Annotated in this window: 13 protein-coding genes; 9 read left to right on the top strand and 4 right to left on the bottom strand. The window is 73.2% G+C overall.

What is annotated here, in order from left to right; all coding sequences use genetic code 11:
* Window positions 1-68: 68 nt before the first annotated feature.
* Window positions 69-1,688 carry a subtype B tannase gene (locus AB0D74_RS25415; RefSeq protein WP_362591762.1) on the bottom strand — a complete coding sequence of 540 codons (1,620 nt, stop codon included), beginning with the start codon at window positions 1,686-1,688 and terminating at the stop codon, window positions 69-71.
* A 227-nt stretch (window positions 1,689-1,915) separates the two neighbouring features.
* Here AB0D74_RS25415 and AB0D74_RS25410 point away from each other — a divergent pair, with 227 nt between their 5' ends.
* The 6 genes from AB0D74_RS25410 (at window position 1,916) to AB0D74_RS25385 (ending at window position 7,132) form a co-directional block, all read left to right on the top strand.
* The gene (locus AB0D74_RS25410) at window positions 1,916-2,401 is read left to right on the top strand and encodes a Zn-ribbon domain-containing OB-fold protein (RefSeq protein ID WP_362591250.1); all 486 of its coding nucleotides are present in this window, start codon (window positions 1,916-1,918) and stop codon (window positions 2,399-2,401) included.
* 68 nt (window positions 2,402-2,469) lie between these two features.
* The gene (locus AB0D74_RS25405) at window positions 2,470-3,093 is read left to right on the top strand and encodes a GNAT family protein (protein WP_362591247.1); all 624 of its coding nucleotides are present in this window, start codon (window positions 2,470-2,472) and stop codon (window positions 3,091-3,093) included.
* A gap of 50 nt (window positions 3,094-3,143) precedes the next feature.
* The gene (locus AB0D74_RS25400; RefSeq protein ID WP_362591244.1) at window positions 3,144-4,025 is read left to right on the top strand and encodes a GNAT family N-acetyltransferase; all 882 of its coding nucleotides are present in this window, start codon (window positions 3,144-3,146) and stop codon (window positions 4,023-4,025) included.
* 247 nt (window positions 4,026-4,272) lie between these two features.
* Window positions 4,273-4,500, top strand: a complete 228-nt coding sequence (locus tag AB0D74_RS25395) for a ferredoxin (protein WP_362591241.1) — start codon at window positions 4,273-4,275, stop codon at window positions 4,498-4,500.
* A complete protein-coding gene (locus tag AB0D74_RS25390; RefSeq protein ID WP_362591237.1) occupies window positions 4,490-5,884 on the top strand; it encodes an FAD-dependent oxidoreductase in 1,395 nt (464 codons plus the stop codon). The genes AB0D74_RS25395 and AB0D74_RS25390 overlap by 11 nt, the downstream gene beginning before the upstream one ends.
* Before the next feature lie 39 nt (window positions 5,885-5,923).
* Window positions 5,924-7,132 carry a cytochrome P450 gene (locus tag AB0D74_RS25385; RefSeq protein WP_362591235.1) on the top strand — a complete coding sequence of 403 codons (1,209 nt, stop codon included), beginning with the start codon at window positions 5,924-5,926 and terminating at the stop codon, window positions 7,130-7,132.
* A gap of 43 nt (window positions 7,133-7,175) precedes the next feature.
* Here AB0D74_RS25385 and AB0D74_RS25380 read toward each other — a convergent pair whose 3' ends face one another.
* Entirely contained in the window at window positions 7,176-7,847 is a 672-nt protein-coding gene (locus tag AB0D74_RS25380; protein WP_362591232.1) for a pyridoxal 5'-phosphate synthase, read from the bottom strand.
* 141 nt (window positions 7,848-7,988) lie between these two features.
* On the opposite strand from AB0D74_RS25380, the gene AB0D74_RS25375 reads away from it, so the two are divergent.
* Window positions 7,989-8,435 (top strand): hypothetical protein, encoded by a 447-nt coding sequence (locus AB0D74_RS25375; RefSeq protein WP_362591229.1) that lies wholly within the window; start codon window positions 7,989-7,991, stop codon window positions 8,433-8,435.
* A gap of 106 nt (window positions 8,436-8,541) precedes the next feature.
* Here the strand turns inward: AB0D74_RS25375 and AB0D74_RS25370 are convergent, their stop codons facing one another.
* Both AB0D74_RS25370 and AB0D74_RS25365 read right to left on the bottom strand, forming a co-directional pair.
* Window positions 8,542-9,543, bottom strand: a complete 1,002-nt coding sequence (locus tag AB0D74_RS25370; RefSeq protein WP_362591226.1) for an expansin EXLX1 family cellulose-binding protein — start codon at window positions 9,541-9,543, stop codon at window positions 8,542-8,544.
* 129 nt (window positions 9,544-9,672) lie between these two features.
* Window positions 9,673-10,842 (bottom strand): acetyl-CoA acetyltransferase, encoded by a 1,170-nt coding sequence (locus tag AB0D74_RS25365; protein WP_362591224.1) that lies wholly within the window; start codon window positions 10,840-10,842, stop codon window positions 9,673-9,675.
* 99 nt (window positions 10,843-10,941) lie between these two features.
* Here AB0D74_RS25365 and AB0D74_RS25360 point away from each other — a divergent pair, with 99 nt between their 5' ends.
* Both AB0D74_RS25360 and AB0D74_RS25355 read left to right on the top strand, forming a co-directional pair.
* Entirely contained in the window at window positions 10,942-12,129 is a 1,188-nt protein-coding gene (locus tag AB0D74_RS25360) for an acyl-CoA dehydrogenase family protein (RefSeq protein WP_362591221.1), read from the top strand.
* Complete coding sequence (locus AB0D74_RS25355; protein ID WP_362591219.1) at window positions 12,126-12,602, top strand: nitroreductase/quinone reductase family protein; 477 nt, start codon at window positions 12,126-12,128, stop codon at window positions 12,600-12,602. The genes AB0D74_RS25360 and AB0D74_RS25355 overlap by 4 nt, the downstream gene beginning before the upstream one ends.
* Window positions 12,603-12,824 lie beyond the last annotated feature (222 nt).

Raw genomic sequence — 12,824 nt, 5'->3', positions numbered from 1 at the left:
GGGGAGGCTATCGCGGCTACGAGAGCGCCATCACGATTGTGAGAGCTTCTTACTTCCGCTGATGCCTGTTAATTCCGCTTGTCCTTCTTGCCCTTGCTCTTGCCCTTGCTCTTGTCATAGCCCGTCACCGTGGCGATCCAGGTGATGAAGTCGCCCGGGTCGGTGTTGGCGCCGTGTCCCTCGTCCCAGTAGTAGAGGTGGTTCACGTCGTCGCCGAGGTTGTCCAGGCGGGCCGCCAGGTTCGCGGAGACGACGTGCGAGGTGTCGGAGTCGCTGGTGCCGAGACGGATCCACCAGTGCCTGGAGCGGCGGTCGTTGACCCTCTCGACCAGGTGGTACATCGGGTTCATCAGGTTCAGCTTCTCGGGGATGTCGGCGGCGACCCGCTTGCTGCTGAGGCCCGTGGTGTCATTCTTCGCGCCGTACGCCGTGAAGTGGCGGGTCTCGGTGGTGCCCGCTCCGAATTCATTGTTCTCGCCGGCCGACAGGTCGAAGGCGTCGAACGCCGGGGTGTCCTTCTTGCGGGCGCCGACGTGGGTGAGGAAGTCGTCCCAGGCGAACGCGGCCCTGCCGCCGGACCAGGTGATGAAGGTGTTCTTCGCCAGGTACGTATCGCGGTCCGAGTCCGAGAGGGCGGCGAGGTACCTGGTGGCCGAGGGCTGCAGGTACTGCTCGACCAGGTAGTCGTCGTAGTTGCGGGCGGTCAGCGGGCCGAAGCCGGCCAGGCCGCGCAGCTTCAGGCCCGCCTGGTACTCGGCGAACTGCGCCTTCAGGTCCTTGGAGACGGACTGGTCGACCTGCTTGCCGGTGGCGAGGTCGTTGGTGCCCCAGTTCCACTCGTAGGCGCCGTCGGCGTGCTCCAGGTCGGTGATCGGGCACCAGGCGCCGACCGCGAAGATCGCGTCGGAGGCGTCGGCCGCGCCGAGCTCCTTCAGGTACTTCTCGTAGATCGGGCTGTCGCCGGACGCGCCGAGCAGCGAGGACAGGGCGCCGCCCGCGCTGGTGCCCGCGGAGACGATGCGCTCGGTGTCGCCGGGGATCAGGCCCTTGTTCGCCCTGATGTACCGGACGGCGGCCTTGAGGTCGACGATCGCGGCCGGGGCGGTGCCGTAGTACGCGCCGTCGGAGTTCTTGAGGGTACGGCCGCGGGCGCCGGGCTCGATCACGACGTACCCGGCGGCCAGCGCGAGCAGCTGGTTGCTGGAGGTGGCGCCGCCGGTGGCGTTGGTGTTGCCGTTGGCGTTGGCGGCCGTGCTCGCGGAGGAGCTGGGGGCCGCGCCGGTGGGCGCACCGCTCGGCGCCGCGCCGCCGCCCATGGCGGAACCGCCGCCGCCGACCTCGGTGGCGTCGGCCACGGAGGAGGGCATGTACCCGCCGACGGAGTTGGCGAGCAGGATCGGGGCGTTCGCCGGGTCGACGGCGGTGCCGTCGATCTCGACCGGGGCGCTGACGATCAGGGACTGGTAGGTGGCGTCCACCGGGTCGGCGACGTAGGTGATCGCCTTCCAGAAGTGGTAGGTCACCTCGTGCTCGGTGCCCTCGGCGTCCGTGATCGTCTTCGTCAGCTTCGCGTACCCGTCCGGGTCGAAGGCCAGCGAGTCCGGGGACGAGGAGGAACCGCTCGACGCCTGCGCGCTGAGGGCGATACCGCCGACTGCCGCGACACCGGCCGTGGCGCCGATCCCCATGACCACGGTCCTGCGCTTGACTGCCCTGTGCTTCACCCTGCTGCCTCTCGTGTCGAACCCTCGTGCCGAACTCCTTGGCCTTGCGGTTGCGAACGTAATCTTGCGCCGACAAAATCGTCAACAATTTTCCGGGATCTCACGGGGGACCCACAGGCCCACCGGAATCGCACAGGTTTTGCCCATCCGGGGCTGGGCTGCGCTTCAGGAACTGACGTACCGTCACATTCATGGACGCGACGAGTTCCGACGGCACGCACGGCACGCACGGCATACGCGGCGAGCGCCCGCGGTACGACCGCCCCGAACCGGACGCCTTCACCCGCCCCTACTGGGAGGCGGCGGCCGAGAGCCGGCTGCTGCTGCGCCGCTGCGGCGACTGCGGCCGGGCCCACCACTACCCCCGGGAGTTCTGCCCGCACTGCTGGAGCGAGGACGTCACCTGGGAACGGGCCACCGGCCGCGCGACCCTTTACACCTGGTCCGTCGTCCACCGCAACGACCTCCCGCCGTTCGGCGACCGCGTCCCGTACGTGCCGGCCGTGGTCGACCTCGCGGAGGGGCCGCGCATGATGACGGAACTGGTGGCCGCCGACCCGGGGACCCTGCGCGCCGGACTGGAGCTGGAGGTCGCCTTCCGGGAGGGGGCACCGGTGTTCCGCCCGGCGCCGGAACCAGCACCGGCGCCGGCACGGGAATCCGCACCGCCGCACTGAGGCCGCCCGCCCGGCCGGGCGGGGAAACCCGCTGGGGCCTGGCCCGGCGCACGCGTTTGAATGGCCCCATGGCCCTCACCGACGAACAGCCCGCCGCCCATCGCCCCGACGCCACCCCGCACGGTCACGGTCTGCGGCTCGACCGCTGGGACCCGGACGCGGAGGCGCAGGTCGAGGCCTGGCTGCGCAGCCGTACCGACCCGGACTTCCGGCGCTGGAACACCCCGCTCACCGAGGTGAGCGACCTCGCGGGTGCCCGCGCCACCCTGGTCGCGCAGCGGAAGCAGGCGGCGGACGGCACCTGCGCGCCGTTCCGGATCGCGGACGCGGCGAGCGGTACGACCCTCGGCCACGTCGGCGTCAACATGATCGACCACACGTTCCGGACGGCCCGCGTGGGCTACTGGGTGCTGCCCGAGGCGCGGGGCCGCCGGGTCGCCACCCGTGCCCTGGCGCTGGCCACGGACTGGGCCTTCGCCGAACTGGGCCTGCACCGCCTGGAGCTGGGGCACGCCCTCGGCCATGACGCGTCCTGCCGGATAGCCCTGACATGCGGCTACGACTACGAGGGGACGCTGCGGGGCGCGATGTTCGAGGCCGGCCGGAAGGACGCCTTCCGGGACGTGCACCTGCACGGCCGCCTCGCCACGGACCCGAGCCCGGACCTCGACCGGGTCCCGGCGCGGGGGTAGACCGGGTCAATTCGGGTGCGGAGTGCGGCGATCCGCCGGGACCATCAACCATGACTGCACAACTCCGGTCGGCCTCCTGGCACTTCACCGACGACGTCGACGAACACCTCTACCGGGGCGGCGACTTCCTCCGCTCCCGTCCCGATCTCCACACTGTCCACCTCACGGTCACGGCACAGCTCCGGCTGCGGGGGCCGCGGGCGTACGGCGACGACCCGCCGTTCTTCGGGCTTCTGACCCGCGGCGACGGCGGGGTGGCCGCGGCGCTGCTGCACACGCCCCCGTACGCCCTGAACGTCACCCGCCTCACGGCCGCCGAGGCCGAGGCGCTGGCCGTACGGCTCCTCGCCCTCGGCCACCCGGTCTCCGGGATCTGCGCCGATGCCGCCACGGCGGAGGCGTTCGTGGCGGAGTGGACGCGCCGTACGGGGGCGCCGGGAAAGCCGCGCGAGCTGCAACGCCTGTATCGGCTCGCCGAGTTGACGCCTCCCGACCCGGCGCCGGAGGGGCGGGCGAGGATGGCCGCGTCCTCCGACCGGGACCTGCTGATCCGCTGGTACGACGGGTTCGTGGCCGACGCGGGCCTGCACGGGGGCCGGGACGCCGCGGACTGGGCCGACTTCCGGCTCTCCTACGGTGGCGCCACGCTCTGGGAGACCGCCGACGGCACCCCCGTCTCCATGGCCGGCCTGACCCTCGCGGTCGCCGGTCAGGTCCGGGTCGGGCCGGTCTACACCCCGCCGGAACTGCGCGGCCGTGGGTACGCGGGTGCGGTGACGGCGGAGGTGAGCCGGGCGGCGCTGGCCGCGGGCGCCGCCGAGGTGCTGCTCTTCACGGACCTCGCGAATCCGACGAGCAACGGGCTCTACCAGCGGATCGGCTACCGGGCGGTGGCGGACTGGGCGCTGTACGAGTTCGGGGCGGTGTCCTGAGCGGAGCGGCGGAGCCGCGGTCTGCCGTTTGCCTCTGCCGTCTGTCGTCTGCGGGTGCGTTGTGGCTGGTCGCGCGGTTCCCCGCGCCCCTGGGGGCGCGGGGAACCGCAGACCGGATTGCTCGTCTTGCGAGGCCCTCTGCGGAGGCACACGCTGGGAGGAAGGCACGCCGGCCGGCGTATGGACCGAGCGCGGGTGGTCGCGGGGTACGCGGGGAGCCGCGGCTCGCGCAGAGAGCGGGTGCCCGATGAGGCTTGTCGTCGATCTCAACCGGTGCCAGGGATTCGCGCAGTGCGTCTTCCTCGCCCCGGACGTCTTCGCCCTGCACGGCGAGGAAGCGCTGCTGTTCTCCCCTCGCTTCGACGAGGAACTCCGCGACCGGGTGGAGGAGGCCGCTGCCGCCTGCCCCGTCCAGGCCATCCTGGTCGACTACTCCGACGAGCCGACGAGGCGGGTGGAGTCCCATGCCGGCTGACACGGAGGTCGAGGTCCTGCGGCGCGAGGGCCGCATTGTCGTCGTCGGCGCCTCGCTGGCCGGTCTGCGTGCCGCGGAGACCCTGCGCGAGCAGGGCTTCACCGGGTCACTGACCATGATCGGCGACGAGCCGTACGAACCCTACGACCGGCCGCCGCTGTCCAAGCAGGCGCTGCTCGGGCGGGCGCGGCCCGAGGACACCACGCTGCCGCGGCGGCGGGACATCGACGCCGAGTGGCGGCTGGGGGTCGCCGCCGAGGAACTGGACCGGGACGCCAGGCGGGTGATCCTGGCGAACGGCGACAGCGTCCCCTACGACCGGCTGCTGATCACCACCGGGACCAGGGCCCGGCCCTGGATCCACCCGGAGGAGGCCGCGCTGGACGGGGTGTTCGTGCTGCGCACCCGCGACGACTCCGCGCGCCTGACCCGGAAACTGGCCGGGGGCGTGTCCCGGGTGCTGGTGATCGGGGCCGGCTTCACGGGTTCCGAAGTCGCCTCGGCCTGCCGGGAGCTGGGCCTCGACGTGACGGTCGCGGAACGCGGCCCGGCTCCGCTGGTGGGCGCGCTCGGCGGGGTGGTCGGCGCGGTCGCGGACCGGTTGCAGCGCAAGCACGGTGTCGACCTGCGCTGCGGCATCAGCGTCACCGCCCTGGAGGGCGACGACGTGGGGCGGCTCAGGCGCGCCCATCTGTCCGACGGTTCGGTGATCGACGTGCAGGTGGCGGTCGTCTCGCTCGGTGCCATGCGGAACACGGACTGGCTGGCCGGGTCCGGGGTGGCCGCGGGGCCCCGGGGGATCGCGTGCGACGCGGGGTGCCGGGTGTTCGACGTCAACGGCATCGTCACCGACGACATCTACGCCGCCGGGGACGTCGCACGCAGTCCCCACCCGCTGTTCGACTACCAGTTCCTGTCGCTGGAGCACTGGGGCAACGCGGTCGAGCAGGCCGAGATCGCCGCCCACAACATGATCTGCGCGAGCCCGGAGCGCCGGCCGCATCTGTGGCTGCCGATGTTCTGGTCCTCCCAGTTCGGCGTCAACATCAAGTCGGTGGGCGTGCCCTCGCTGGGCGACCAGCTGGTCGTCGCGCAGGGGGCGCTCACCGAGGAGCGGTTCGTCGCGGTGTACGGGTACCACGGCCGGTGCATCGCCGCGGTGGCCTTCGACGGGGCCAAGTGGCTGGGGTTCTACGAGCAGCAGATCGCGTCCGGGGCGCCCTTCCCGCCGGAGTACCGCACGGTCGACCGCAGGACCGAGACGCTGGAGCCGGTCGACCCCGCCTTCCCCGACCCCCACCTGCCCACCCACGGGGCCACGGTCACGCTGACGGGTCACTCACCGAGCGAACGGCGTGTCGAGTTCGTTCCGTCGCATGCCTGACCAGCGGCCTTGTACCGCCCGGAGCCCCGAGGAGACGCCATGACGCCCGAGCCCATCTCCGCACAGATCGCCGACTACGCCAACCGGGCCGATCCGTACCCGCTCTACGCGGAGCTGCGCAAGACACCGGTCCTGCGGGAGGACGACGGCACCTACCTGGTCAGCACCTACCACGAGGTACGGGGGCTGGCCAACGACCCTCGGCTGAGCAACGACACCAGCAACCGCCCGCCCGGCTACGCCCGCGTCGGGCAGCCGACGGAGGAGTCCGGCCTGCCGCCCAGCTTCATCTTCACCGACCCGCCCGTGCACGACCGGCTGCGCGACACCATCAACCGGCCGTTCGGGCCGCCGCACAGCCCCCGGTTCCTCGACGGCCTGCGCGGGGAACTGTCCACGGTCGTCACCGAACTGCTCGACGCCTTCGACGGCAAGGACCGGGTCGACATCGTCGAGGACTTCTCCTACCCGCTGCCCGTCACCGCCATCTGCCGGGTGCTGGGCGTGCCGCGCGAGGACGAACCGCGCTTCCACGGCTGGGCCGACGCCCTGGCGTCGTCCCTCGATCCCGCGGCCGGCGGCGACGACGCGCAGGAGCAGGCACAGCGGGCCCGCCAGGAGATGGGCGGCTACCTGGCCGAGCTGATCGAGACCAGGCGCCGCCACCCCGGCCCCGGGATACTCAGCGCGCTCGCCCCCGACATGACACCGGCGGACCTGGAGGCCACCGCGGTGCTGCTGCTGGTCGCCGGCCACGAGACCACCGTCAACGCGATCACCAACACGACCCTCACCCTGCTGCGCCACCCCGACCTCCTCGACCGGTTCCACAAGGAGCCGCGGCTGGCCGTCCCGCTCATCGAGGAGGTGCTGCGGTTCGAGCCCCCGGTGCAGTTCGTCCCGTGGACCACCGCCCTGGCCGACATCGAGGTCGCCGGCACCACGATTCCCAAGGGCTCGCCGGTCTGGCTCATGCTGGCCGCGGCCAACCGCGACCCCGCGCGCTTCCACGACCCCGACCGGTTCGATCCCGACCGCAAGGACAACGAGCACCTCGGCTTCTACACCGGCATCCACTACTGCTTCGGCGCCCCGCTCGCCCGGATCGAACTCCACGCGGCCGTACCCGAGTTGTTCCGGCGGGTGAAGTTCTCCGGGCTGCTGGAGGACCCGCCGCCGTACCGTGCCAACGCGGTGCTGCGCGGCCCCCGCCACCTGCCCGTGGCGATCGAGGGCCTCGCGGCCTGAGCACCGGCCCCGGCGGCCCCGGCGGCCCCGCCGATCACGGCGGTCACGGCCAGAGCAATTCCTTCCGCCACCCGCCGTCCTCCTCGGCGACGTACCGGAGCCGGACGTGCCGGCGGTCCGGGTCGCCCTGGAAGAACTCCGCCTCCTCGGGGCGCAGGTGGTACAGGGTCCAGGTCGGGGAGGGGGCGGCCGGGTCGGCGTGGGCGCGTCGCCAGGCCGCCTCCGACTCCGTGCGCAGTTCCTCCAGCGAGGACAGGGGGCTGCTCTGGCGGCCGGTGAGCGCCGCCGCCAGGGCGCCGGTCGAGCGGGCGTGCAGATCGGCCTGGCTCTCCTCCGAGGGCGCCGCGGTGACGGGGCCGCGGAGCCGGACCTGGCGGCCCAGCACCGGCCAGTAGAAGGCGAGGGCCGCGTACGGGCGGGCGCTCAGCTGGTGCCCCTTGCGGCTGGTCACGTGCGACGCGAAGGACCAGCCGTGCGCGTCCGCGCCGTGCAGCATCACGATCCGGACGTCCGCCCGGCCCGTGTCGTCCGACGTCGCCAGCGACACGGTGTGCGGCTCCGGCTGTCCGGCCGCCACCGCCTCCGCGAACCACGTGGTGAAGAGCGGGAGCGGGGCGTCCGGCGCCGACCCGGGGTCGAACGGCCGTAGCTCCGTGGCCTCGGGGTGCCAGACGCGGAGCGACTTCAGGAGCGCGTGAAGATCCGTTGCTGCCATGTGCCGAGTATCACTCGGCAACTCCCGCACCCGTGTCATCAGCCACCTCGTACGGCGGCCCCGGGGCCCCGCGGCCAAGCCAGGGGGCACAACCGAGCAAACCGCTGCGAACACCTGTGCCCCGCCCGCACACTGTCCGGCATGAGGGGACCGAAGACCGTGAAAGTGGCTGTACGCCATGTAAACGGCGATGTCGGACGGCGCAGGACGCGGGCCGTCACCTGGGCCGCCCGCGACTTCCGGCTGGTGCGGCCGGCCGAGGGGCGGGACCGGGTCGAGCTGGAGTGTCCCGTCTGTACGGCGGCCGTCCTCGCCGAGGTCGCCGACCACGCGCGGACCCGGCGGGTGCGGAACGGGTGGGCGGCGGTGTCGGGGTTCTCCCTGCTCGTCTCCGTCGCCGCCGTCGGCTACGCGGTCCACGAGGGCGGCAGGGCGCTGCCGGCCGTCTTCTCGGCCAGCGTGTTCGTCGCGGTCGTCGGGCTCGTCCTGACGCCCACGGCGTGGGTGCGCAGCCGCCACCACATCGGCGTCGCGCTTCTCGACGGGCCCGAGCCCAGGCGGAGCCACCGGATCGTGCCGGCCCGTTAGGCGCCGGGCGCTAGGCGCTTTGCCGGGGGCCGCCGGTTCGTCGTCGAGTGCGGCGCCGTTGTGGCTGGTCGCGCAGTTCCCCGCGCCCCCTTCGGGGCGCGTTCCTTCAATGCCGCGCGAACTGGACCCCGGTCTGCTGGGTCGCGTCCGGGCGTACCGCGAGGGCCGGCACGGTGAGTTGTTCGCCGTAGATGTCGGTGAGGCGGATGTCGTGGCCGCAGCCGGTGCCCTGCTCGGAGAGGAAGTAGTTGTACCCGGTGCGGGTCAGCGCCAGCCAGCCGCTGCCGGTGCGGACCTCCAGGCGGGCCAGCGGGTTGCGGTGGCCGATCGCCTGGATGCCGCACCAGTACTGGGTGGAGCCGGTCTTGTAGCGGATCGAGACGGTCTCGGAGGTGGCCGGGCTCAGCAGGCTCCAGGTGATCGCGATCCGGCCCGCCGACAGGGGCGCCAGCTTCGCGAACGCCTGCTGGCTGAGGTCGAGTTGGCCGGGCGCGCAGGGCGCCGGGCACTCGTTGGTGATCCGTACGGTGATGGCCGTACCGCTCGCCGCGCGGACGGAGACGTACGCGCCGCAGGCCTTCGCCGTCTCGTAGTCCGCGGTGTTCATCGCCGCGGTCATCACGTCGGAGGTCGGGCCGTAGGAGCAGGCGCCGTCGCCGTTGCCGACGTCGTAGGAGGTGGCGACGCCCTGGTAGGTGGTGCCGGGGCGGATCCGGCCGGCCGCGGGGGCGGTGGTGGTGGCGACGGAGGGGGCGTGGGCGGTGCCGCTCTCCGCACGCCGGGAGGCGGTGGTGGACGGGGACGCCTTCGGGGTGGTCCGGCTGCTCGCGGACGGCTTCGGTGACGCGGTCGACGGCTTCGACGGCTTCGAAGGTGTCGGCGTGGCCGAGGCCGTCGTCGCGCTGGGTGCGGCCCGCGACGCGGATCCGGCCACCGCCCGCTCCGGTCCGGCGGCGCCTGCCGCGGTGCCGGGGCGGAAGGCCACGGCCAGGGTCACGACCAGGGCGACGACGGCCACGGCGGTCACGGCGAGCAGCGGTCCGCGCACCGGGCGCCAGGCGAAGTCCCGGTCCGGCTGCGGGCGTCGGCGATGTGAGGAGGAGGCCACGGAGGGATCCTTACGCGGTTCGGCGGTGCACGTCCTTCGAACATCGAAGCTTCCGTACGACAGTTGCCGCCGGGCCCCGGGAGGTTGCCGCCGTCCCGTGGGTTTTTTCAGCCGCTCGCGGAGCCCGTGTCACCCCCGTCCCAGCACCACCGTCCCCGACGAGCAGAACCAGCCGCCCGTCCCCGACGCCACCCCCAGCTGCGGCAGACCCCCGTCCGCCCGCCGCACCTGCCGTTCGCCGGCCTCGCCGCGCAGTTGCCGTACCGCCTCCACGAGGAGGAACAGGCCGCGCATCCCGGGGTGCTGGGCCGACAGGCCGCCGCCGTCGGTGTTCACCGGGAGCTCCCCGCCCGCGACCCGCAGCCGTCCCTTCTCCACGAACGCCCCGCCCTCGCCCTTCGCGCAGAAGCCGAGGTCCTCCAGGGTGACCAGGGTCATGTAGGTGAACGCGTCGTAGATCTCGGCGAAGTCGACGTCGGCGGGCGTGACCCCGGCCCGCCGGAAGGCCAGTTCGCCGCTCACCGCCGCCGGGGAGACCGTGAAGTCCGCCCACTCCGACATGGTGGCGTGGGAGAGGCACTCGCCCGTGCCGAGGACCCACACCGGGGCGGTACGGCAGTCCCGTACGTACTCCTCGGCCGCCAGCAGGACCGCCGCGCCGCCGTCCGAGCGTATGCAGCAGTGCAGTTTGGTGAACGGGTCGGCGATCATCGGTCCGGACAGGACCTCGTCGACCGTGATCGGGGTACGGAACATCGCGTCCGGGTTCAGCGCCGCGTTGGCCCGGGCCTGGACCGCGATCTCCGCCAACTGCTCGACGGTGGTGCCGTGTTCGATCATGTGACGGCGGGCGGCCATCGCGTACTTGGCGATGAGGGTGTGGCCGTAGGGCACCTCGAACTGGAGCGGGCCGCGGGCGCCGAAGGACAGGTTCCCGGTGCGCCGCCCCGCCCGGATGTCGGCGCGGGCCGTCGAGCCGTACACCAGCAGGACCGCGTTGGCGTGGCCGGCGGCGATCGCGTCGGCCGCGTGGGCCGCCATGACCTCCCAGGTCGAGCCGCCCACGGAGGTGGAGTCGGCCCAGGTGGGGCGCAGGCCCAGGTACTCGGCCACCTCCACGGGCGCCAGCGTGCCGAGCCCCGCCGACGCGAAGCCGTCCACCACGTCCCGGCCGAGACCGGCGTCGGCCAGCGCGCGGCGGGCCGCCTGGGCGTGCAGGGCGTACGGGGTGGCCTCGTCCACCCGGCCGCAGTCGGACAGGGCCACGCCGACCACGGCGACCTTGCGGGGTCCAGTCATGAATCTGACGGTACATCAGATCCGCTGGACTCCACCCCTGTGCATCTGCATCCGGCGCCCCTAGCATGACGGGCCGTCAGATCGTCAGGAGGTCCGGTCATGGACGCCCGCTTCACCGACGAGCAGGACGAGATCCGGCGCGCCCTGCGTGAACTGCTCCACAAGCGCTGCGGTACGGAGGACGTGCGGGCCGCCGTCGACAGGCCGGAGGGGTACGACACCGCCCTGTGGACCGTCCTCGGCGAACAACTCGGCCTGCCCGGCCTCGCCCTGCCCGAGGCGTACGGCGGGACCGGCTGTTCCCGCACGGAAGTCGTCCTCGCCGCCGAGGAGTTGGGGCGGGCCCTCGCCCCCGTCCCGTTCCTCGCCACCGCCGTGCTCGCCGCCCCGCTGCTGCTCGCCCTCGGCACCGACGCCCAGCGAGCCGAACTGCTCCCGCGGATCGCCGACGGCAGCCTCACCGCCGCCCTCGCCGTCCCCGGCACCCGGCTCGGCGGCGCCCTCGCGCTCACCGGGCCGCCCGCCGCCGACTGGGCGGGCGGCGGCCGGGCCGGGGGAGTCCAGGCCCGCCGCACGGCGGACCGGTGGCGGCTGTACGGGGAGGCCGACCAGGTCCTCGACGGCCACAGCGCCGGACTGCTGCTCGTCCCCGCGCACACCGGCGGGTACGCCCGCTCGCGCGTCCTGTTCTTCCTGGTGCCGGGCGACGCCGCCGGGGTGGTGCGGACCCGGCGGACCAGCCTGGACGCCACCCGGAGTCAGGGCCGGGTGCAACTGCGCAATGCCGAAGCCGAGTTGCTGGGTCCCGCCCCGGACACCGACGTCCGTTCCGCGCTCGCCGGCCTCGGCGACTTCGTGGCCGCCGTGCTCGCCGCCGAGGCCGTGGGAGCCGCCGACCGGGCGCTGGAGCGGACCGTGGAGTACGTGAAGCAGCGGGAGCAGTTCGGGCGGCCGATCGGGTCCTTCCAGGCGGTCAAGCACCGGCTGGCCGACGTGTACGTGGCCGTGCGGGCGGCGCGGTCCGCGGCCTATTACGCGGCCTGGGCGACCGTGCACGGGGAGCCGGCCGGCGGCCTGGCGCTCGCGCAGGCGCTGGAGGCGCTGCGGACCGCCGCGGGGGAGGGCATCCAGCTGCACGGCGGGATCGGGTTCACCTGGGAGCACGAGGCCCACCTGTACTTCAAGCGGGCCGCCGGGGACGAGTTGCTGTTCGGGCCCGCGCACCGGCTGCGCGGGTACGCGGCCGAGGCGGCCGGGCTGTTCGCGGGGCGGGAGGTGGCGGTGTGATCGGCGTACGGCTGGTGCAGAAGGTGTCCGCCACCCGGGGGTTCGCCAAGGTGGCCCCGCACGTGATCCCGGCCCTGGACCGCGCCGTGCACCGGCTCAGCGGCGGCCGGGTGCTGCTCAGCGCCCAGATGCTGCCCGGGGTGATCCTCACCTCCACCGGCGCCCGCAGCGGCCGGCCCCGCCGCACTCCACTGGCGTGCATGCCCGAGGGCGACGACTGGCTCCTCGTCGGCTCCAACTTCGGCCGCACCGGTCATCCCGCCTGGACCTACAACCTCCTGGCCCGTCCCGACGCCGACATCAGCTGGAAGGGCCGCGACATCCCGGTCACCGCCCGGCTCCTGGAGGGGCCGGAACGGGCGGCTGCCTGGCAGCGACTCCTCACGTTCTGGCCGCCCTACGCCGCCTACCAGGACCGCATAGACCGCCAGATCCGCATCTTCCGCCTGACCCACCGACAGAGCACCCCCTGAGACGTACGCCCCGCCGTCGTGGCTGATCGCGCAGTTCCCCGCGCCCCTTTGGGGCGCTGCCGACCGCTGTCGGCCGCGGGCGAGTGGGGGCGGGCCGCGCAGTTCCCCGCGCCCCTAAAAACAGGGGCGCTGCGGTGCGCCCCTGTTTTTAGGATCGTGCGGGCGGCTCCGGAACTTCCGTCCCTGATCCAGCGCGCAGTCGACCGGGGGCAGGTGGAGGAG

This window comes from Streptomyces sp. NPDC048278 (genome assembly GCF_040652195.1).
In the GTDB taxonomy this organism is placed as follows: Bacteria; Actinomycetota; Actinomycetes; order Streptomycetales; family Streptomycetaceae; genus Streptomyces.
This window is presented reverse-complemented; position numbering and strand designations above follow the sequence as displayed.